Source organism: Flavobacterium fryxellicola, from assembly GCF_900143245.1.
Taxonomy (GTDB): Bacteria; Bacteroidota; Bacteroidia; order Flavobacteriales; family Flavobacteriaceae; genus Flavobacterium; species Flavobacterium fryxellicola.
Genome location: NZ_FRDK01000006.1, coordinates 58,071 through 78,762, shown reverse-complemented (window position 1 = coordinate 78,762; position 20,692 = coordinate 58,071). Strand labels below are relative to the sequence as shown.

The following is a 20,692-nucleotide window of genomic DNA, read 5'->3' as shown; positions in this document are numbered from 1 at the left end:
TTTTTAATGTGTGAGGTATCCTGAATTACTGGATAAAAAAAATTTATAGCCAATCTCATAACTATAAAATAACAATACATATTTAATATTATGAAATTAGCTCAGAAAGTCACTTCAAATAAATTAAACCCGGAAAAAGAAGGAAAAAAAAATTCTTTTCCCGTTGTAGCCATCGGTGCATCAGCTGGAGGACTGGAAGCGTTTAGTATTTTACTTAAAAATCTATCGGTAAATACTGGCATGGCCTATATCTATGTTCAACACCTAAGTCCTGACCATAAAAGTTTACTGACTGTAATTCTTTCTAAGATTACTAAAATGAAAGTCCAGGAAATTGATAATATGGAAAAAATGGAACCAAACAATGTATATGTAATTCCACCCAATAAAGTAATCGAAGTAGTTAATGGGCATATTCAGTTGCACCCACGCATAAAAAAAAGCAGCCCTACGCTCTCTATAGACTTTCTTTTTTCCTCACTTGCTGAAACCCATAAAGCAAATGTCATTGGAATCATACTTTCAGGTTATGCCAGTGATGGTATGATGGGCCTCAAAGCCATTAAAGATGCTGGAGGCATCACTTTTGCGCAAGATGAAACCGCTCAAGCTAATAGTATGCCAAACGCAGCAATTTCTACGGGAGTGGTAGACTATATTTTACCACCTCTAGAAATTGCCCGTAAAATAGTTCAACTTAGTAAAAAAGGAATACCTACAACAGAGAGTCAGGACAAAGAAAGCAAAGCAGAGGAAGGGTCTCTTAAAAATATTAATTACGATATAAATTCAATTTTTGAACTTTTACTCAAAGAAACGGGAGTGGATTTTAGTCATTATAAAATGCCCACCATTAAGAGAAGAATAAACTATAAAATGACTCAATATGGAATAAAGTCGATAGAAGAATATGTAAAACTTTTACTTCAAAAAAACAATGAAATTGAAATTCTCTACACGGATTTATTAATAAATGTAACTAGTTTTTTCAGGGAAAAAGGAACTTTCCAATTTTTAAAAACTAATTTATTAACAAAACTTTTAAAGAATAAAACTGCTGATGATACGCTACGAATATGGGTTCCAGCATGTTCTACAGGTCAGGAAGCCTATTCTTTTGCCATGATTATAGCCGATTTGCAGGAAGAAAAAACAAATACAATTGCTGTTCAAATTTTTGCCACTGATTTAAGCGAAGAGGCTATAAGAAAAGCCCGTATCGGTGACTATTCTCAAAGTGATGTCGAATCCATACCTAAAAAATATTTAAATAGATTTTTCACAAAAACAGGTGAAAATTACCGCATTGTTAAAGAGCTAAGGGAAATGTGCATATTTGCTCCACACAATATTCTACGCGATCCTCCTTTTTCGCGAATGGATCTAGTAAGTTGTTGTAATCTTCTAATTTATTTTGATGCTGCCGCGCAAAAGAAAGTTTTTGCATCCTTACATTTTGCTTTGAATGATATTGGATATTTGATACTTGGCAAAGCCGAAAGCATTGGGACAACATCACAACTTTTCACATTAGTTAACAATAAATTTAAAATCTATTCTCGAAAAAATAATTTGGGAGTTCGAAAGATACTTGAATTAACACCACGTTTTACACGCACTACTATGTCTAATAAAAAAGTAAACACTACCTCTAAAAACATAAGTGTCAATCAAGAAAGTATAGAAAATGCTATTGACGCTGAACTTCTTTCTAATTACATGCCAGCTTGCGCTGTGGTGAACAAAGACATGGAAATACTCCAGTTTAGAGGACCGGTCTCCTCCTACTTAGAGCATTCATCCGGTAAAGCCAGTCTAAACATTTTTAAAATGGCCAAACCAGAATTTGCTTTTGAACTCCGGAATGCGATTAATAAAGTAATAGAAACAAAAAAAACAGTATCTAAATCAGGCATAGAAATCAAAATTGAATCCGTTTTAAGGTTGATGTCTTTTGAGGTGCGCCCACTTAAAATTGAGTGGGACGAACCCTTACTTCTGATTGTTTTTAAACCGCAGGAACTAGTAGAAAAAATTAATGAATCTGACGTTGATGGAACAAGCAATGCCAAACTCAAAGATTTAAAAATAAAAAAACTGACGGAGGAACTCATTGCTACTCGCGCTGAAATGATTACTATTGTTAAAGACCAAGAAAATATTTATGAGGAATTACAAGCTGCAAATGAGGAAATCGTTTCGTCAAATGAAGAATTCCAGACTTTAAATGAAGAATTGGAAACCTCAAAGGAAGAAATTGAAGCCACTAACGAAGAACTCATTTTTACCAATCAGGAATTACAAATGCGCCATGATTTATTAATAGAATCACATGCCTATTCTGAGGCTATTATTGCCACCATACATGAACCTATGCTTGTTTTGAATAAGGATTTTCATGTGATATCCGCTAATAAATCTTTTTACAAAAAATTTCTAGCAGATAAAATGGAAACCGAAGGAAAACTATTATTTGATTTAGGTGATAAACAATGGAACATTGCAAAACTTCGTGAAGTACTAAATGATATCCTTTCTAAAAATAATAGTTTCGAAAATTTTGAAGTAACCCACACCTTTTCTAGCATTGGAGAACGAATAATGTTACTTAATGCGCATTTGATTGTTCAAAAAACAAACAGCAAACCACTCATTCTTTTGGCTATTGAAGACATAACGGATCGGTCTCGATATTATCTCAAAGAAAAATATTCACTTAGTCTTATAGAAGCAAGTCTTGATCCTCTGACAACAATAAACAATGAAGGAAAGATTACTGATATGAACAGGGCAACTGTAAATATAACGGGATTGTCACGAGAGAAATTAAAAGGAACTGATTTCTTTGGCTATTTTACAGAGCCTGAAAAAGCTCAAGCTATTTATAAAGAAGTCTTCGCTAAAGGTTTTATCACTAATTCTCCAATTAAACTTCGTCACAAGAGCGGGAAACTTACTGATGTGTTATTAAACGGCTCCGTTTATAAAGATGACCAAGGCACTGTATTAGGAGTGGTTATTGTGGCAAGAGATGTAACGGATCAAAAGAGAATTGAAGCTGAATTAATAGAATCAAAAGTATTTGCAGAGTTGGCAACTTTAACCGCAGAAGAAGCAAAAATTAAAGCCGAAGAAGCGACAATAGCTGCAGAGGACGCTGTAAAAGCAAAACAACAATTCTTATCCAATATGAGCCATGAGATTCGGACTCCGATGAATGCAATTATAGGATTTACCAGCGTGCTTTTAAAAACTGAATTAACCACTAAGCAAATAGAATACTTAAACGCCATACAATTAAGTGGTGACACGTTAATTGCATTGATAAACGATATTCTTGATTTAGCAAAAGTAGATGCTGGAAAAATGGTTTTCGCAAAAAAATCATTCGAAATGGCCGTTTCAATAGCCTCAATGCTCCAATTATTTGAAACAAAAATTCAAGAAAAAAATTTAAAACTGGTCACTCACTATGACAAAAAAATACCCAAACTCGTTTTGGGAGACTCCATCCGATTGCACCAGATTATTTTAAATCTCGTTAGCAACGCTGTTAAATTTACTTCTAAAGGCACTATTAAAGTCAGTACTAACTTATTGTTTGAAGATGCTGATAAAGTAATAGTTGAATTTGTAATTGCTGATAGTGGCATCGGTATTCCTGAGGATAATATAGATTTAATATTTGAAAATTTTCAACAAGTTAGTAATGGATCTTCCAGCAATTATGGAGGTACGGGTTTAGGATTAGCCATTGCGAAACAATTAGTAACATCACAAGGAGGCAGCATTCGTGTCAAAAGTAAAATAAATGAAGGCTCCACGTTTAGTTTTACGTTATCTTTTCAAAAGACAAAAGGCAATACCGAGAAACAAACTAATTTAATTGAATCCAATACTTTATTAAAAAACGTAAAAGTTTTGGTGGTTGAAGACATGCCACTCAATCAATTATTGATGAAAACAATTTTGGATGATTTTGGTTGTGATCGTGAAATTGCTGACAATGGAAAAATTGCTATCGAAAAACTGGAAAAAAAAGCATACGATATTATTTTAATGGATCTTCAAATGCCAGTAATGAACGGTTTTGAAGCTACAAAACACATTCGGGAAATCATGAAATTAGACACCCCAATTATTGCGCTTACGGCTGATGTTACGACAGTAGATTTGGAAAAATGCAAAGGTGCGGGAATGAATGATTATATCGCCAAGCCCATTGATGAAAAATTATTGTATTCTAAAATTGTCGAACTGATACAATAAATTCTATGTGCTTTATTCAGTAACTTTAGAATAATACTATAAAAGTTTCAAAAATTGATACTTACCTTCCTACATAATTATTTTTCATAGTCAAGTGTGAAAGATATAACTTTTATTAACAATTGTATAACACTTGCAGGAGCCAATCAAAATACATTTGTAATGTAATTAGTATGCTGTGAAAAGCGGTACTAATTAATTTAAATGTTTGTTTGTAAACCAATCGGTTTCTATACAAATTTTTAAAAAAAGTATTAATCTTAAAAATTAAAAATCATGAATCTTAAAAGAATCTTTGGAGCGTTATTAACAGCTCTTGGAATAGGTGGTCTTATTTACACAGCAGTAATATTTGCTGGAACTTCAGGCGAAACGAGAGATGTTAAATCTTTAATCATATATGGCATATTGGGAATTATATTCTTTATATCGGGAATTAGCTTAGTTCGTACAACAAAAGACGAATCATAAATTATATTTTTCTAAAAAATTTAGGATTTACATTAAAATCCATTGTCTGACTAATATTAGTAACACTTTTTTTACGTGGAACTCATAAAACGAATCTTTTAGATAAGTATTTTTTAATTATTACTAAGAAAAAAAATAGTAAAACAATTAATTTTATGAATCCGTATCAAAACAGAACAATATAGGTTTTTTTCGCAAGAAAAATGGATTTTTAATACGTATTAATTTGCTTTAGAATCCACTTTCATTACAATAAGGACATCCTCTCTGGTTAGTAATCAGAGAGGATTTTTTTTATAACACTCCTATTTTATTTATTATATTAGTACATCCTTCATTAATCCATAAATAACATAACCTCCGCTTTTTTTTACTACTCAACTTTCTATCGAGGTCTTAAGAAGTATTTATTTTTTTATAAAAAACAACTTTAGTCGCACCAGGCAAACGAAAAGGATTTATGTTTTAAGCAATTTTTCACTCCTTACGTGTAAAAAATAGTAAAAATTAAAATCTTTTATCAAAAAAGTATTAGACCAAATTGCCATAACAACTTTGAAAAATCATACTGAATTTGAAGATGGATTACCATTAGAAAATGAAGTAAAACATCAATACTAAATTTGATTTTTGCATCGTTACCTGTGAATATTGCAACTCCTTTCTAATATTGTGTAATGATTTTGGGATTGTAAAAACGAACTTTACATTATTCAATTGAATTGCTGTCTAAAACCATTAGCACATGAAAAATAGTGTCAATAAAGCCGATAAAAAAATAGTTTTGCAAAAAGAGAAAGGAATTTTGAACGAATCCGCTCTGGAAACTAAAAAAGAATATCGCAATATTTTTGTAGAGGAATTAAAAGAAATTTACTTTTCAGAAAAAGCACAAATAATCTCCATTCCGATATTGATAAAAAATGCGGCTACCGAAGAATTAGCTAATGCACTCAAAGTACACCTGCAATTTACAATGGATCATATTAAACGTCTTGAAGATTTTTTTAATTCAATAGGTGAAGCAAATATTATTTTGAAATATGAAGCGATGTATGGGTTATCCTCACCCCAAAAAGGACAAACAAAATACAATTAGTAATTCTAAACATAAAAAAAATGGCTATTCAAACTGTTAATCCTTATACCAATAAAGTTGAACGTACCTTTGATGAAATGTCTGAAGAAACTATTGATTTGTTACTTACTCAATCCGCAAAAGCATTCACTTCTTGGAAAGAAACGAACTACGAGGTACGAGCTAAAATACTCCATAAAGTAGCTTCTTTAATGCGAGAGAAGAAAGAACATTTAGCTACACTGATAACATTGGAAATGGGTAAACTAATTGCTCAGGCTGAAGGCGAAATTTTGTTAAGTGCTGCTATTTTTGATTATTATGCTACTAACGCCAAGGCCTTTTTGACTGATAAGCCTCTAAAACCTGAAAATGGAAGCGCTTACATTAAATCGAGTCCGATAGGTATCATTTTAGGTGTTGAACCATGGAATTTCCCCTTCTATCAAGTGGCCAGATTTGCGGCTCCCAACCTGATGGTAGGAAACACCGTTCTGGTGAATCATGCCTCCATGGTGCCACAATGCGCACTTGCAATTGAAGAATTATTTGATGAAGCTGGTGCGCCTAATGGAATTTATACTAATTTGTTTATTTCTGGAAAACGAGCATCAGCTTTGGTTTCTGATAAAAGAATTAAAGGAGTTTCACTAACAGGAAGTGAAGCAGCTGGCGCCAGTATTGCGGCTGAAGCTGGACGCTATTTAAAAAAATCAGTTTTGGAATTGGGTGGTAGTGATGCTTTCATAATTTTGGAAGATGCTGATATTGACAAAACAGTGGAATGGGCAGTGGTAGGTAGAATTAACAACAACGGTCAAAGTTGTGTTGCTTCCAAAAGATTCATTGCCGTAGAAGCTATAGCGGATGAATTTATTGAAAAATTTAAAGAAAAGCTATCAAACTTAGTTGTTGGGGATCCAATGGATTCGAAAACTGAATTAGGACCCATGAGTAGCGAAGAAGCCGCAGTCACTATCATTGACCAAATAAGAAGATCCGTTGACGCAGGAGCAACTATTTTGTTAGGAGGAACGCGTGCTGATATGCCGGGAGCCTTTGTGCAACCAACCATTTTAACCGATTTAAAACCAGAAATACCTGCTTATTACGAAGAACTATTTGGCCCTGTTGCCTCCTTTTACAGAGTGAAAGATGAAGAAACTGCCATTATTTTAGCAAATGATTCTGATTTTGGACTTGGTTGTTCCATTTTTACCAAAGACATTAAACGAGGAGAAAAAATAGCTAATCAAATTGATGCTGGAATGGTATTTATCAATCATCCCACTTGGACGCAGGCTGATTTACCATTTGGAGGTACAAAAGGCTCTGGTTACGGAAGAGAATTGTCTGAATTAGGAATACAGGAATTTGTCAATAAAAAACTCATCCGTGTTAGTGGACTTTCAGATCCTTTGTAGCTTTCATTCAAATAAGTAGAATCATTAAATTTTGTTAGGTAGCATCTTTTCTGGTTTGCCAGATTGGCGCAACGGCATCTAGAACATAGGGGTTTTCCAATCTTCCGCCTATGACCAACGAATTGGTACACGAGCTGGATAACCGTTAATCAGAATATTCAACGCATGTTATCTAACTTAATTTTTTGAAAAACAGAAATAAATAATCAGTGTTCGTGCTAAATAAAACTATACTATCATACTTCAATACTTAAGAAATCTCGTTTCAAATATTTTTCCTTACCAGAGGTTTTCTGAGCAAAATTTCATCGTTAGGAAATAGGGTAGCGAGTTTTCTGAAGGTATTAAAATCAAAATCAGCTTTATAAAAGAGCATTATATTAAATTTTGTTAGTTTTAAAAAACAGATCATTTAATGCAATTATCTTTATATCAGCAATCTAACAACAAAAAACATGAAAACTTACGAATTATTCACACCAAAAAAAGTGGGTTCTATTGATTTAAAAAACAGAATCGTAATGGCACCAATGACACGAAGCAGAGCGATAGGAAATGTTCCCAATGAATTAATGGCCACCTATTACAATCAACGCTCCACTGCAGGGCTCATCATAACTGAAGGGACATCCCCTTCACAAAATGGATTAGGATATGCTAGGATACCAGGTATTTTTAACGCTGAACAAGTAGAAGGCTGGAAAGCAACAACAGGCGCTGTTCATAAAAATGGAGGAAAAATAGTCGTCCAATTAATGCATTCGGGAAGAATAAGCCATCCGCTTAATATGACTAAAAGTGCTCAAATACTTGCTCCATCGCAGGTAAAAGCTGCGGGGCAAATGTGGACTGATGCCAGTGGATTGCAAGACTTTGTTGTTCCCAATGAAATGACATTACAAGATATAATACATGCCAAAACCGAATACATCAGTGCGGCTAAAAATGCTTTATTTGCTGGCTTTGATGGTGTCGAGTTGCATGCTGCCAATGGGTATTTACTTGAAGAGTTTCTATCTCCCATAAGTAACATCCGAACAGATGAATATGGCGGAAGTATAGAAAACCGCTGCAAATTTGTGTTAGAAGTTGCGGCTGCCGTTGCCAGGGCTATTGGAAAAGAAAAAACGGGAATACGCTTATCTCCTTATGGTGTAGCTAGCGACATGCCACATTATCCTGAAATAGAAGCTACTTATGACTACTTATCTAAAGAACTTAATAAATTAGATATTGCTTACATTCATCTTGTCGATCATTCTGCTATGGGCGCTCCTGCAGTACCATTTGAAATTAAAAAATTAATTCGCCATAATTTTAAAAATATCTTGATTAACTGCGGAGGTTATGATAAAGAAAGCGCAGAATCAGCCTTAGAAAGCGGACTTACCGATCTGGTTGCTTTTGGAAGACCTTTTATCAATAATCCAGATTTAGTAGAAAGATTTCAGAACAATTGGCCTTTATCACAAAATCTTGATATGGATTTGTTTTATACTGCTGATGCAAAAGGATATACTGATTATCCATCCTATAAAATTTGATTTTAGGATTATTGTGGCCAATAAAATATTATTTTCAAGGAACTCCCTCTAAACAAAAATCACGATGAGAAATATATCGCAGCAACTTGTTTTAGTAGGTGATTAAAACGATCTTTATTAAATCATATTTGAAAAAAAAACACCAAAAAGAGCAACTTCATGAATCGAACCAGTTTCATATTGATGCTAATTTTTTATATAGTGATCAAAATTGGCAAACGATTTGAAGTTTAGCCCATCGCTACAACCATGGCCGTCTTTCTGGCACTATTTATGTTTCAATTTTACCTATAGATCAAGGAATTGAGCATAGAGGACGAAGTTCATTTGCTCCCAATCTTATTTATTTTGAATTTGAAAACAGTGTAAAATTAGCTATTGAAGGAGGCTGTAACGCTATCGCCTCAACCATGGGCGGATTAGCCATGCTATGCAGAAAAATAGGCTCATAAAAGACCATTTGTGGTAAAAATTAATCATTAGGAGCTCCTAACCTATCCCAATAAATACGATCAAATATTTTTTGGATGTGCACGAGATGCCTGGAATATGGGAGCGGTGGCAGTTGATGCAACGGTCTATTTTGGCTCAAAAGAATCCGATAGGCAAATTGTTGAAGTGGCAAAAGCCTTTGAAGAAGCTCATAATGCAGGCATGGCAATCATTCTCTGGTGCTATTCCAGAAATGATGCATTTATAAAAGACAGTATTCTATTACAATACAGCTGCCGATAGTACAGATTCAGCAAACCATGTAGAAGTTACTATTCAAGCAGACATCATAAAACAAAAGATACCCACAATTAGTAATGGTTATATTGCGATAAAATTTGTCAACAGAAATCCAGCAATGTACACTAAATTAGCCAGTGATCATCCCATTGACCTCTGTTGTTATCAAGTCCTCAATTGTTATTCAGGACGGATCAGCATGATTAATTTTAGTGGTGAATCACTAGGAGCACCGGATTTTTCAGAAGCGATAAAGACGGCGGTAATAAACAAGCGAGCTGAAGGCGCAGAAATGATTATGGAAAAAAAGCGTTTCAAAGTCCTTTTGGTAAAAGTGTCGAACTCCTACATGCTGTACAAGAAATCTATTTAGCAAATTAAGCCTGTATTGCCTTAACCACCGCTAACTATTTTCTCCCCTATTTCTTTTAAACTCCTTTTACATTAAGATAAAAGTAACGGACGGTAAAACATCTGTTTACAATTTATTTGTACGCAATTGAATATGGTAAAAAATTTTCATAGTACTGACAAACAATATTTTACATTTAATAAAGTGTGAAATATGTAACATATTATTGTAATTTTATAATACTTTATGAAGCGAATACGATCATCTTTGTATACTAGTTTATATCCTAAAAAAGAACTTAGTTACAGCGTTCTTACAAGAAATAAAAGCTAATTATTTTATAAATCACATTTATTATTCAACACAATCTTAAAAATATGAAACTTCAAATTGGAATTACAGAAGCACATTTAAAAAATAGCATTTCAATCTTATCCGCCATTTTAGCAAATGAGATGACTTTATACATAAAATTAAGAAAATTTCATTGGAACGTATCCGGTCAAAGTTTCATGGAACTCCATAAGTTATTTGAAGGTCAGTATACACAGCTCGAAGTGTCAATTGACGAAACTGCTGAGCGAATTAGCAAATTAGGCGGAAAGACTATTGGAACAATGAAAGAGTTTTCGGAATTAACGATAATCAAGGAATCTCCAAATCAATACCCTGCGCAAAAGGAGATGCTTAAAGAATTATTAGAAGATCATGAAACAGTGATCGTCCAATTGCGAAAAGATGTGGATGTATGTGCAGATGAAAATAAAGATGCAGGAACAGCTGATTTCCTTACGGGTTTGATGCAAGATCATGAAACCATGGCATGGGCATTACGTAGGTATTTAGAATAATTTATTAACGATAAAATACGAATAAAATGGAAAATAGAGCATCAGAAGTTTATTTAGTTTCAAGAAGTAATTGCAAGGTAGGTAAAATTACCGCTAAAAAAGATGTTGAAGAAATTAAAACAATCGCAGAAACGGACTCTCAACAGTAACATCTTAAAAGGAGTAAAAACATTTATGATTTCTTATTGTTTTACTATTTTCCAAAATTAAGTACCTCGTTTTTTTAAACAATTAAAACCATTTAAAAACATTTTTCTAAACTGTCTCCCTGAGCTGTTAAATGAAAATTATGTTTTCAAATGGTTTTATTTTATTCAAATAAGTCTAAAAAGAAAGAAAATCAATAGCTATTTAACCCTAGGTAATCCAGCATAAATGTGGGAAATATACAAATTATTACAATAGTTCTGTAACAAATAGTATCGCAATGTTGATGACCTTTGTAGGGAATAATTTAACATAAATAAAATGAAAAAAATCCTATTAGTATGTACCTGCTTAGCATTTACATTTATCGCAAAAGCGCAAACTGAGGACAAGAAATGGAACATTGGTCTTCATAGTGGTGTGACACAGTATCAAGGTGATTTAGGAAATAATTTTTATAAAACTGATAAAGCATTTTACGGTTTTGGGGGTATTTCTGTTTCTCGATATTTAGGTCGTTATTTTGATTTGAACTTTTTAGCTTCAAAAGGAACAATTGGTTACAACGATGGTACAGTAAGAAGTTTCAAAAGCGACTTCAATTCTGTAGCATTAAATTTAAGATTTAACATGACAGGTCCAGAATCTCTAATTAGACCTTATGCTTTTGCAGGAGTTGGTGCTATTTTATTTGATAATGATGTAAACTTTGATCAAGATAGAATTGATTATGCATTACCTACTGCTGGTGGTGGATTAAATTTTAGATTGAGCGATGTAATTACACTTAATTTACAAGAAACGTTCAGCTTTTCTAATAAAGATAGAAGAGACGGTGTTGATGACAATGGTAAAAAAGATGCTTACCTTTCTCACATGGCTGGTTTGACTTTCAATTTGGGAGAGAAAAAAGATGCTGACAATGATGGTGTTGCTGATCGTAAAGATATGTGTCCTGATACTCCAGCAGGTGTAGTTGTGGATGAAAATGGTTGTCCATTAGACAGAGATAAAGATGGCGTAGCTGATTATTTAGACACTTGTCCTGATGTTGCAGGAACTGCAATGTTAAATGGTTGTCCTGATTCAGATAATGATGGAGTAGCTGACATTAATGACAAATGTCCTGATACTAAACCAGGAACTAAAGTTGACACTACAGGTTGTCCAATGGATAATGACAAAGATGGAATACCAAATGACTTAGATCGTTGTCCTGATACAGCTGGTCCAGCAAGTTTAAATGGTTGTCCTGATACTGATGGAGACGGTGTAGCTGATATGGATGACCGTTGTCCTACTGTTAAAGGAACAATGGAAAACAAAGGGTGTCCAGAAATTACAAAACAAGATGTTGAAAGAATTACTTATTTAGGAAGTAAAATATTCTTTGAAAACAATAGCGACAAATTAAAAGTTGGTTCATTAGTACAATTAGATGAATTAGTAGGTCTAATTAATAAATACGGTGCTTCAAACTTAGTTATTGAAGGACATGCAGATAGTAATGGTGGTGATGCTTTTAATTTAGAATTATCTCAAAGACGTACTGAATCTGTTAAAAATTATTTGATGGAGAAAGGAATCTCTGGATCAAGAGTAACAGCAGTTGGATACGGAGAAAGCAAACCTATTGCAACAAATGCAACGGCTATTGGACGTGCAAAAAATAGAAGAGTAGAGTTGAAAATGACTTACGAAAAATAAGAAGACTAGGTTGGGTTTTGGTTTGGTTAGTTGAGGGCTGTTGGAAACAATAGCCCTCTTTTTTTGTTTTATTTTTAGATCCTTTGAACTATAATTCGAAAATAAAAAAGCATTTTGCACTCTATTCCTACAGTTGAAAGCTATACTTAGGCTTTAAAATTCAGCTCCGACCACCTTATTTTTCGCCTATTTCTAATAAATTTTAGATTTTATTTACTTTTGGTTTCTAATAAACCTGTGAATTATATAATTTTTGCATAAATTTATATAATAAATAATGCTATCAAATAGCTGAACTTTAGATAATTATAATTTATTAATTATCATTTAATGTTAAACCACGTAGCATTGAATAATCCAAGAAACTGATCATGATGACAACTAAAAAAAAATTGGGTATTTGGATGGATCATTCTTTTGCTCATTTAATGGAATTTACTTCCAAACATTTTGAAATTGAAACTATTGAATCAGAATTTGCATTAAAAGACAGTACTAGCCATTTGCTAAAGCCCGTAAAATTAATGAAGGACAAAGAAAAAAAACAACTATACGACTATTATAAAAAAATTGGAGAAACCATAAAAGATTACAAAAGGGTCATTCTCTTTGGTCCAACTGATGCAAAAATTGAACTCTTCGATCTCTTAAGTGAAGATGAGCGTTTTCTAAAAATTAAATTTGAAATTAAACACACAGATAAGATGACTGTGAATCAGCAGCACAATTTTGTCAAACAATATTTTTCTGGCGTTTAACACAGCAATCACTTGAAAAAAAAATAAAATAAATCGTACTCAATATGAAAACAAAAAGTATCGGAATCATCCTGATTATCATAGGAATAATAATGGTATTGTACAATAGCTTCAATTTCACAACCACTGAAAAATTAGTGGATATAGGTCCAATAGAAATTAATAAAGAAGTAAATCATCCCATGGCCTGGTCACCAATAATTGGCATTGTGCTCGCCGTAGGAGGCGTTGTTTTATTAGTGACTGGCACTACCAAAAAAGCATAAAATTAAAAGAAGTTATCGCATGATTACGTGTGAATAATATAACATTTAAAAATATTTATATAACCTATTTTGCTTTCTGTTCAATTAATTTTGGAGGATAAAATAACTTAAAAATATTACCCATGCCAATTCAATTAAAATCAAATATTAAAAAATTGTTCTTAGCGGTAGCTGCTTTACTCTTGATAGTTTCATTTTCTTCTTGTGGAAAAAATGTGGCTTTTCAAAACTCATCTATAGTTCCTGCAGCAAAAGGAAATGTAAGCGTCAAAAAGGATAGTAATAAAAATTATTCTATTAAAGTAAAAATAACAAATTTAGCAGAAGTAACTAGATTACAGCCTTCAAAAAGTGTGTACGTAGTTTGGATGGAAACAGAAGAAGCGCTTGTTAAAAACATTGGGCAAATAAAAAGTGATAGTGGGTTTATGTCCTCAAAACTCAAAGCTAGTTTTGAAACTGTTACTTCATTTGAGCCTTCAAAAATATTTATTACCGCTGAGGATCAGCCAGATGTACAATATCCTGGAATGCAACTTATTCTGTCCACAAACAGATTTTAGTTTGATCTAGGATTTTATAACTTAAGGGTTACTACTCTTTTTAATCAAGGATGTGTTTTTGACCTATCAAAAAAGCAAAAAGAGTAGTACTCCTTTTTATTACCAGTAGTTCTTAGTTAAGATACTATCTATGTTCGTTTAATTTATAATAGTTAAGGTCATGAATAAAGAAAAATCAATTGTAGTATTAAATAACCTTATTGAAATCAATACGGAAAGAATTGAGATTTACAAAACAGCCAAAAAAGTAACAGAGGAGCATGATTTAAAAGATTTGTTCGCTGAATTCCAAGAAACTAGTGCCGTTTTCAAATTAGAACTTGTAGAAGAAGTTCAAAAAATGGGCGGCGTTCCAGTAAATGTTGTAAAACGGAATAGCCTATTTTCAAGATTTTGGAATAATTTTAAATTAACTCTTGCTGGAAAAAACAGAGAAGATATTTTAAACACTTTAGAATACAATGAATTTGTCGCCATAAAAAGTTACAAAGACACGCTGTCTAACAATCTAGATTATCTTACTGCAGAATTGCACATTAGGCTTAAATCACAACAAATTATGCTGACAAAGCACCATGATAAAGTCAAAAAATTAGGTGATTTAATGTTGTCATAAAATGAAAATTGAATAATCATTTTCGGTTAATCGACCTCTTTTTGGGCGTTAATAATTAAAACTAGCAGTTTTTTTCCTATTCTTTACTGCATTGAATAGGAAACTATTGCATGATTTAAGGCCGTTAGACAGCGAGATTTAATATGAACCTTTGTAAGCAGATCTGTTTTTTTTCAAGTTTTTTTATTAAATCCCCTACTCTTTCTAAAGAAGAACTTAAAATTATTGATTCTATACGTACAAAGACTACAAGTCCCCGTATTCTCAAAATAGGCTGCAGTACAAGTAGTAAGAAACAAGTAGTAAAGAATTGTGTCATTTTTTATCCACTACCCTACCAAACAACTTGCATAAATTCTAATATTCCCAAAAATCCAAAAAAAAACAGTAACGATACATGAGTAATACACTAATAGCAAAAAAAGAAAGTATAATTAGCTATTTAAAAGAAACATTTAATAATGTAGGTACTGTTACATTATTTGCTTTGCGTTTTTTTAAAGAAGTATTTAAGCCTCCTTATGAGATGAAGGAATTCATCAAACAGTGTTATGTGATAGGCTATAAATCATTGCCTTTAGTAACCATCACCGGTTTCATAATGGGATTAGTGCTTACATTACAATCAAGACCAACTCTAGCGAAGTTTGGTGCAGAATCTTGGTTACCGAGTATGGTAGCACTATCACTAATTAGAGAAATAGCGCCAGTAATAACTGCTTTGATTTGTGCAGGTAAAGTTTCCTCTGGTATTGGTGCCGAATTAGGATCCATGAAAGTAACTGAACAAATTGATGCCATGGAGGTTTCAGCTATCAACCCTTATAAATATTTAGTTGTTACCAGAATTTTGGCTACGACCTTGATGATTCCCTTACTAGTAATTTATGCAGATGGTATAGGTGTTATCGGTGGATATATTGGAATTAACATTCATAGCGACGTGAATTTTCATCGGTATTTAGCTCAAGTATTAGAATCAATTACCTTTTTAGATATTTTTCCGGCAACGATAAAAACTTTTTTCTTTGGTTTTTTTATTGGTATGATAGGATGTTATAAAGGTTTTAATGCCGCTAATGGAACAGAGAGCGTTGGTAAAGCTGCTAACTCTGCGGTGGTGACTGCTTCATTGACCATCTTCATTATAGACATGTTGGCCGTTCAAATAACCGATTTATTTTTCTAAAATGACACAAGAAAAAACAAACGTGGAACTTAACCCTATTTCAACGGTGAACGAGCCAGTAATAGAAATAAAAGAATTGTATAAATCCTTTGGTACAAATGAGGTTTTAAAAGGTGTTAATCTTACCGTAAAGAAAGGTGAAAACCTTGTTATTTTAGGAAAATCTGGCTCTGGAAAATCAATTACGATAAAATGTATCGTTGGATTGATGGGTATTGACAAAGGAGAAATCAAAGTGTTTGGATCTGACATTACGAAGATGGATAATTCGGAGCTTAACAAAATAAGAGTTCGAATTGGATTTTTATTTCAAAACGCTGCCTTATATGATTCTATGAGTGTTCGTGAGAATCTTGGATTTACTTTAAAGCGACATGCTAAAGATTTAACAGCAGAAGAAGTTGAAAATCAAATTAAGGAAATTCTAGAAAGTGTCGGTTTGAGTGAAGCTATTGATAAAATGCCCTCAGAATTATCTGGAGGTATGCGTAAAAGAATTGGTCTGGCAAGAACACTAATTTTAAAACCTGAAATTATATTGTACGATGAGCCTACAACAGGACTCGACACAATCACTTCGAGAGAAATTAGTGAATTGGTGCTAGAAATTCAGAAAAAATATAAAACTTCATCTATCATCATAACCCATGATATGGCCTGTGCAAAACACACCAGCGACCGACTGATGATTTTAAAAGACGGTATCATACATGCCGAAGGAACTTACGATGAATTAGAAAAAAGTGACGATGAATGGGTTCGTTCTTTTTTCATATAACCAATAAAAATATAAAAATGAATAAAGAATCTGGATACCAATGGAAATTGGGAATGTTTGTAGTTATAGGATTAGTCCTTTTTGTAGGGACCATTTATTTTGTTGGAAAACAAAAAAATTTATTTGGATCTACATTTGAATTAAATTCAAAATTTAATTCTGTTAATGGGCTCGAGGTTGGAAATAATGTCCGTTTATCAGGAATTAATATTGGAACGGTTGAAGAAATTGAGTTTCTAACCGATACCTCTGTGGTTATTAAACTAATCATAAAAGAGGAGGTCCGTAAATACATAAAAAAAGATGCTATTGCAAGTATTAGCTCTGATGGTTTGATGGGCGATAAAGTACTGATCATTTCCTCCGGTAAAAATTCCAATGTAATTGTTGAGAATAATGATATCATAGCTTCTAAACAAGCGATAGAAATGGATGACTTGATGGTCAGCGTTAAAAAAAGTGTTGATAATGCTGGTTTAATTACTGCTGAGCTTGCTCAATTCAGTTCAAGTATGAATAATGGAAATGGTGCCTTATCTAGATTGGTTTCTGATGAGCAATTTGGAAACAGTATAAAAAATATGGTGTCTAATCTGGAGAACAGTTCTACCGAATTTAAGCGATTTACGGTAAATATGAATAACGGAAAAGGCGCATTATCAAAACTGGTAAGTGATGAAAGAATGGGAAAAGTTATTGATTCCTCCCTCACTAATGTTAAAACAGCTACCAAAGGATTAAATGAAGTTATCGAAGCTGCAAAACATAATTTCTTATTAAGAGGCTACTTCAACAAAAAGAAAAAGGAAGAAGAAAAAAAGCAAGATGAGATTTCAGACTTGGAAGAAGCTGAAATGAAAAAAGAATTAAAAATTGGAACTGAAAATGATTCTCTAAAATAAATCCTATGCAATATTTGCAAATTTAAAAGGGTTGCTACAAGGCGAAATTTGAAATGAAAAAATACATTACAAGTAGTCTTTACCTTTATTTTGTTTAAACTAACAGTACCCTTACTTATCCCAACACTATATTATGAAAACAGAAAAAGAGCTTAATCAAGCAATTCTAGAAATTACCTTGAAAATACAAAATCAATACCCAGAATTAAATAAATATTTGTCAGAGTTACCAGCGACCATACCCGATGTAAATAATCCAGAAATTAATACTAAAGTACTTCATGATTATTATGAGTCATTAGAAAACATTCTTAAAAAATATTTAGAAAGCCAACAGTAACTATTCCTTTAATTCAAAATATGTTCAATTGAAAATCAAGGGAACAGTACCTTATTTAAATTCTTCCAGTGTTCTTCGAGATAAAATTGACTTGACTGTTCGCTACTAGCACCGTTTTTGTGTTAGCCGTGAATAGTCACTTTTTTTATAATCTGTGAATAAAACAACTAATATCTAAATTTATGTAACTGAACCATTCTCTAAAAGTGCCAACTTTGTATTGTAAAAATTATTTTGCATGTAATATAAAAAAGATGGATTCAATAGAACAAGAGGGAAATTGGGAAGAACAAAAAGAGAAACTGAAAGAGAAATTTGCCGCTTTAACCAATAATAAATCTCTTTTTTCAGAGGAGAAAAAGGAGGAAATGTTAAACAAATACCAATCGAAATTGGGAAAAACTAGAGAAGAACTACTTAAGATCTTTGAAAGTCTTTAAACAAAATTATTCGTATTAATTACCATACATCTCTTTACTCCAAAATAAAAAATTTTGTTTGACAAAAATAATTTTAGTATCTTTAATATTGTTAAACCACTCACAGTAAGTACTTAACATTTTTAAATAGAACAACAAAACAAACACAAACACTTCAAAAACAATATAAAAACTAAGATCATGAAAAAAACAATTGTAAATCTAGCCCTTACCACATTTATTGCCACAACTGTATTAGTTGGGTGTCAGGACTCTACAAAAAAAGAAGCTGCAGCACAAGATAATGTAGAAAATGCAAGAGAAGATCTTGACGATGCTAAAGAAGAATTATCAGATGCGAGAAGAGCAGCAACGGAGCAAGAATGGCAAGCCTTTAAAGACAGCACGAATGCTACCATTGCACAAAATGAAATCCGCATTGCTGAAATGAAAGCAGATTTGAAAAAAAGAGGCAAATCGATAGATGAAGCCTATGCAAAAAAAATTGAGGATTTAGAAGAAAAAAACAGAGAAATTAAAAGCAAAGTCGAAATGTACAAAAATGATACTAGCAGTGACTGGGAATCATTTAAAGATGAGTACAACCGCGATATGGATGAATTAGGCAGAGCATTCAAAAACTTGACTGTTGACAATAAATAGAAAAGTAAAAAGGCAAGTGTAGTTACTTGCCTTTTTTTATGCAATCACCTGATTGATAGCAATTTTTAAAAAAAAGAATTTGAATTTATAGTCCGTAAAGTGTGAATAATGTAAATTTATTTAAAAGTAATGTAACAACTTACCTACACAAGATGCGGATATTTGTAGTATACAAAAACAATAAAAATAAATACAATGAAAAATTCAAAAAATTTAATTTTTACTTCATTAGTTTTAGGTCTAATGTCTTTCACAGGGATGCAAGCACAGGAAAAAATAGCTTCTTATGGTTTCAAAGGTGGACTTAACTTTTCCAATCTTTATACAGATACTGTAGACGATAACAATGTACTTACTGGTTTTAACGCTGGACTTTATGCCAAATTCCCTATTACAAACAGCATTGCTATTCAGCCGGAAATTAATTATACTACAAAAGGTGCTGAATTAGTTTATAACAATGCTATTATTCAAGGTACAGCGAAATTCAATGTGAATTATATTGAAGTACCTGTATTATTAGTAGCTAATATCACTGAAAATTTTAATGTACATGTTGGTCCTTATGCTGCTTACATGGTTAGCGGAAAAACAACCAATGATTCCAATTTTTCTTCTTCTCAAAGAGAATTAGACACGAATGATTTTAACAAGTTTGATGCTGGTATTTCTGGAGGTGTTGGAATTGATTTGGACGCAGTAAACTTTGGAGTTCGTTACAACTATGGACTTACAAAAATAGGAAAAGATGATTCCTCAAGTAACTTTATTTCATCTGATGCAAAAAACAGCGTATTAAACGTTTATGTAGGATTGAGACTTAACTAATAAATAGATACTAATCACTAAAAACTAGAAATCATGAGTAACCTTCTTTACACCATCGCGGTAATTTTAATAATATTCTGGGCAATAGGATTCTTTGCTTATAGCGCAGGATCTATTATTCACATTCTTCTTGTTATTGCAGTAATTGCAATACTATTTAGACTAATATCAGGCAGAAAAGTCTAACGTAGCGTAGCAAATCATTATCTAATCATTAAAATAAAAAAACATGGGAAATCTTCTTTATACAATAGCAGTAATTTTAGTAATCTTTTGGGCAATTGGCTTTTTCGCATTCAGTCTAGGATCTATTATTCACGTACTTCTTGTCATTGCCGTAATCGCAATACTTTTCAGACTGATATCAGGTAGAAGTATTTAATCAAATCAAATTTAAAATAATAATAAAATAAGTAATTATGAAAGCAGATAAAATAATATTAGGAGTTTTAGGCGGAGTAGCTGTAGGAGCATTATTAGGAGTATTGTTTGCCCCTGAAAAAGGAGACAAAACAAGAAGAAAAATCATGGACAAAAGCAATGATTATGCTGACGAATTAAAGGACAAACTAGATACATTATTAGGTACAATTACTAATAAATATGAGAAAATCTGGCAAGAAGGAGAAGCTTTAGTATCGGAAGGAAAATCAAAATATTATGATGCTAAACATGATGGTGAATCTTTAATTGCTGAAGGAAAATCAAAATTTCAAGATGCAAAAAATGAAATTAAAAATACAAATATCTAATCAGATATTAAAATTTCACTATTTAGTACACTAAAAATTTCAT

General features: G+C 32.5%; 25 protein-coding genes. All 25 read left to right on the top strand.

Annotated elements, in window-relative coordinates; genetic code table 11:
- Positions 1–90: 90 nt before the first annotated feature.
- Positions 91–4,269: a CheR family methyltransferase gene (locus BUA03_RS10310; protein ID WP_066077437.1), complete on the top strand. Its 4,179-nt coding sequence runs from the start codon at positions 91–93 to the stop codon at positions 4,267–4,269.
- A gap of 276 nt (positions 4,270–4,545) precedes the next feature.
- A complete protein-coding gene (locus BUA03_RS10305) occupies positions 4,546–4,740 on the top strand; it encodes a hypothetical protein (protein WP_066077433.1) in 195 nt (64 codons plus the stop codon).
- Between the two features lie 745 nt (positions 4,741–5,485).
- Positions 5,486–5,839 carry a DUF892 family protein gene (locus BUA03_RS10300; protein WP_066077430.1) on the top strand — a complete coding sequence of 118 codons (354 nt, stop codon included), beginning with the start codon at positions 5,486–5,488 and terminating at the stop codon, positions 5,837–5,839.
- A 20-nt stretch (positions 5,840–5,859) separates the two neighbouring features.
- Positions 5,860–7,242, top strand: a complete 1,383-nt coding sequence (locus BUA03_RS10295; RefSeq protein WP_066077428.1) for an NAD-dependent succinate-semialdehyde dehydrogenase — start codon at positions 5,860–5,862, stop codon at positions 7,240–7,242.
- Positions 7,243–7,697: 455 nt separating this feature from the next.
- On the top strand, positions 7,698–8,786 hold the full coding sequence (locus tag BUA03_RS10290; protein WP_066077426.1) for an alkene reductase: 1,089 nt from the start codon (positions 7,698–7,700) through the stop codon (positions 8,784–8,786).
- A 269-nt stretch (positions 8,787–9,055) separates the two neighbouring features.
- Positions 9,056–9,238, top strand: coding sequence for a hypothetical protein (locus tag BUA03_RS17085; RefSeq protein WP_317041102.1), 183 nt, complete (start codon positions 9,056–9,058; stop codon positions 9,236–9,238).
- A 97-nt stretch (positions 9,239–9,335) separates the two neighbouring features.
- Positions 9,336–9,521, top strand: coding sequence for a hypothetical protein (locus BUA03_RS17080; RefSeq protein ID WP_262489215.1), 186 nt, complete (start codon positions 9,336–9,338; stop codon positions 9,519–9,521).
- A 31-nt stretch (positions 9,522–9,552) separates the two neighbouring features.
- Positions 9,553–9,891: a beta/alpha barrel domain-containing protein gene (locus BUA03_RS17075; protein ID WP_317041101.1), complete on the top strand. Its 339-nt coding sequence runs from the start codon at positions 9,553–9,555 to the stop codon at positions 9,889–9,891.
- A gap of 356 nt (positions 9,892–10,247) precedes the next feature.
- Complete coding sequence (locus BUA03_RS10280; protein ID WP_066077425.1) at positions 10,248–10,721, top strand: Dps family protein; 474 nt, start codon at positions 10,248–10,250, stop codon at positions 10,719–10,721.
- 26 nt (positions 10,722–10,747) lie between these two features.
- A complete protein-coding gene (locus BUA03_RS17070; protein ID WP_262489214.1) occupies positions 10,748–10,870 on the top strand; it encodes a hypothetical protein in 123 nt (40 codons plus the stop codon).
- Between the two features lie 319 nt (positions 10,871–11,189).
- The gene (locus BUA03_RS17135) at positions 11,190–12,575 is read left to right on the top strand and encodes an OmpA family protein (protein WP_066077424.1); all 1,386 of its coding nucleotides are present in this window, start codon (positions 11,190–11,192) and stop codon (positions 12,573–12,575) included.
- Positions 12,576–12,946: 371 nt separating this feature from the next.
- Positions 12,947–13,333, top strand: a complete 387-nt coding sequence (locus tag BUA03_RS10270) for a hypothetical protein (protein WP_245792612.1) — start codon at positions 12,947–12,949, stop codon at positions 13,331–13,333.
- 44 nt (positions 13,334–13,377) lie between these two features.
- On the top strand, positions 13,378–13,599 hold the full coding sequence (locus BUA03_RS10265) for a hypothetical protein (RefSeq protein ID WP_066077420.1): 222 nt from the start codon (positions 13,378–13,380) through the stop codon (positions 13,597–13,599).
- Between the two features lie 122 nt (positions 13,600–13,721).
- The gene (locus BUA03_RS10260; protein WP_066077417.1) at positions 13,722–14,162 is read left to right on the top strand and encodes a hypothetical protein; all 441 of its coding nucleotides are present in this window, start codon (positions 13,722–13,724) and stop codon (positions 14,160–14,162) included.
- A 160-nt stretch (positions 14,163–14,322) separates the two neighbouring features.
- Positions 14,323–14,778 (top strand): PA2169 family four-helix-bundle protein, encoded by a 456-nt coding sequence (locus tag BUA03_RS10255; RefSeq protein ID WP_066077415.1) that lies wholly within the window; start codon positions 14,323–14,325, stop codon positions 14,776–14,778.
- A 430-nt stretch (positions 14,779–15,208) separates the two neighbouring features.
- A complete protein-coding gene (locus tag BUA03_RS10250; protein ID WP_066077650.1) occupies positions 15,209–15,967 on the top strand; it encodes an MlaE family ABC transporter permease in 759 nt (252 codons plus the stop codon).
- Between the two features lies 1 nt (position 15,968).
- Entirely contained in the window at positions 15,969–16,745 is a 777-nt protein-coding gene (locus tag BUA03_RS10245; protein ID WP_066077414.1) for an ABC transporter ATP-binding protein, read from the top strand.
- A gap of 17 nt (positions 16,746–16,762) precedes the next feature.
- Positions 16,763–17,647, top strand: coding sequence for an MlaD family protein (locus BUA03_RS10240; protein WP_066077412.1), 885 nt, complete (start codon positions 16,763–16,765; stop codon positions 17,645–17,647).
- A gap of 133 nt (positions 17,648–17,780) precedes the next feature.
- Complete coding sequence (locus BUA03_RS10235) at positions 17,781–17,987, top strand: hypothetical protein (RefSeq protein ID WP_066077409.1); 207 nt, start codon at positions 17,781–17,783, stop codon at positions 17,985–17,987.
- Positions 17,988–18,241: 254 nt separating this feature from the next.
- Complete coding sequence (locus BUA03_RS10230; protein WP_066077407.1) at positions 18,242–18,427, top strand: general stress protein CsbD; 186 nt, start codon at positions 18,242–18,244, stop codon at positions 18,425–18,427.
- 180 nt (positions 18,428–18,607) lie between these two features.
- Complete coding sequence (locus BUA03_RS10225) at positions 18,608–19,069, top strand: sll1863 family stress response protein (RefSeq protein WP_066077406.1); 462 nt, start codon at positions 18,608–18,610, stop codon at positions 19,067–19,069.
- A gap of 195 nt (positions 19,070–19,264) precedes the next feature.
- Entirely contained in the window at positions 19,265–19,897 is a 633-nt protein-coding gene (locus BUA03_RS10220) for a porin family protein (protein WP_245792611.1), read from the top strand.
- A gap of 33 nt (positions 19,898–19,930) precedes the next feature.
- Positions 19,931–20,083, top strand: a complete 153-nt coding sequence (locus BUA03_RS16520; protein WP_139255646.1) for a lmo0937 family membrane protein — start codon at positions 19,931–19,933, stop codon at positions 20,081–20,083.
- 43 nt (positions 20,084–20,126) lie between these two features.
- Positions 20,127–20,279 carry a lmo0937 family membrane protein gene (locus tag BUA03_RS16515; protein ID WP_139171392.1) on the top strand — a complete coding sequence of 51 codons (153 nt, stop codon included), beginning with the start codon at positions 20,127–20,129 and terminating at the stop codon, positions 20,277–20,279.
- Positions 20,280–20,316: 37 nt separating this feature from the next.
- A complete protein-coding gene (locus BUA03_RS10215; RefSeq protein WP_066077404.1) occupies positions 20,317–20,649 on the top strand; it encodes a YtxH domain-containing protein in 333 nt (110 codons plus the stop codon).
- Positions 20,650–20,692: the final 43 nt, after the last annotated feature.

Bases quoted from the DNA above. Each gene is read 5' to 3' on its own strand.
- BUA03_RS10300 (WP_066077430.1), top strand. From the start codon at position 5,486: ATGAAAAATAGTGTCAATAAAGCCGATAAAAAAATAGTTTTGCAAAAA.
- BUA03_RS10265 (WP_066077420.1), top strand. From the start codon at position 13,378: ATGAAAACAAAAAGTATCGGAATCATCCTGATTATCATAGGAATAATA.
- BUA03_RS10235 (WP_066077409.1), top strand. From the start codon at position 17,781: ATGAAAACAGAAAAAGAGCTTAATCAAGCAATTCTAGAAATTACCTTG.
- BUA03_RS10305 (WP_066077433.1), top strand. From the start codon at position 4,546: ATGAATCTTAAAAGAATCTTTGGAGCGTTATTAACAGCTCTTGGAATA.
- BUA03_RS17070 (WP_262489214.1), top strand. From the start codon at position 10,748: ATGGAAAATAGAGCATCAGAAGTTTATTTAGTTTCAAGAAGTAATTGC.
- BUA03_RS10260 (WP_066077417.1), top strand. From the start codon at position 13,722: ATGCCAATTCAATTAAAATCAAATATTAAAAAATTGTTCTTAGCGGTA.
- BUA03_RS10270 (WP_245792612.1), top strand. From the start codon at position 12,947: ATGATGACAACTAAAAAAAAATTGGGTATTTGGATGGATCATTCTTTT.
- BUA03_RS10295 (WP_066077428.1), top strand. From the start codon at position 5,860: ATGGCTATTCAAACTGTTAATCCTTATACCAATAAAGTTGAACGTACC.
- BUA03_RS10225 (WP_066077406.1), top strand. From the start codon at position 18,608: ATGAAAAAAACAATTGTAAATCTAGCCCTTACCACATTTATTGCCACA.
- BUA03_RS10280 (WP_066077425.1), top strand. From the start codon at position 10,248: ATGAAACTTCAAATTGGAATTACAGAAGCACATTTAAAAAATAGCATT.
- BUA03_RS10220 (WP_245792611.1), top strand. From the start codon at position 19,265: ATGAAAAATTCAAAAAATTTAATTTTTACTTCATTAGTTTTAGGTCTA.
- BUA03_RS10240 (WP_066077412.1), top strand. From the start codon at position 16,763: ATGAATAAAGAATCTGGATACCAATGGAAATTGGGAATGTTTGTAGTT.
- BUA03_RS10245 (WP_066077414.1), top strand. From the start codon at position 15,969: ATGACACAAGAAAAAACAAACGTGGAACTTAACCCTATTTCAACGGTG.
- BUA03_RS17135 (WP_066077424.1), top strand. From the start codon at position 11,190: ATGAAAAAAATCCTATTAGTATGTACCTGCTTAGCATTTACATTTATC.
- BUA03_RS16515 (WP_139171392.1), top strand. From the start codon at position 20,127: ATGGGAAATCTTCTTTATACAATAGCAGTAATTTTAGTAATCTTTTGG.
- BUA03_RS17080 (WP_262489215.1), top strand. From the start codon at position 9,336: ATGGGAGCGGTGGCAGTTGATGCAACGGTCTATTTTGGCTCAAAAGAA.
- BUA03_RS10255 (WP_066077415.1), top strand. From the start codon at position 14,323: ATGAATAAAGAAAAATCAATTGTAGTATTAAATAACCTTATTGAAATC.
- BUA03_RS10230 (WP_066077407.1), top strand. From the start codon at position 18,242: ATGGATTCAATAGAACAAGAGGGAAATTGGGAAGAACAAAAAGAGAAA.
- BUA03_RS16520 (WP_139255646.1), top strand. From the start codon at position 19,931: ATGAGTAACCTTCTTTACACCATCGCGGTAATTTTAATAATATTCTGG.
- BUA03_RS10215 (WP_066077404.1), top strand. From the start codon at position 20,317: ATGAAAGCAGATAAAATAATATTAGGAGTTTTAGGCGGAGTAGCTGTA.
- BUA03_RS10290 (WP_066077426.1), top strand. From the start codon at position 7,698: ATGAAAACTTACGAATTATTCACACCAAAAAAAGTGGGTTCTATTGAT.
- BUA03_RS10310 (WP_066077437.1), top strand. From the start codon at position 91: ATGAAATTAGCTCAGAAAGTCACTTCAAATAAATTAAACCCGGAAAAA.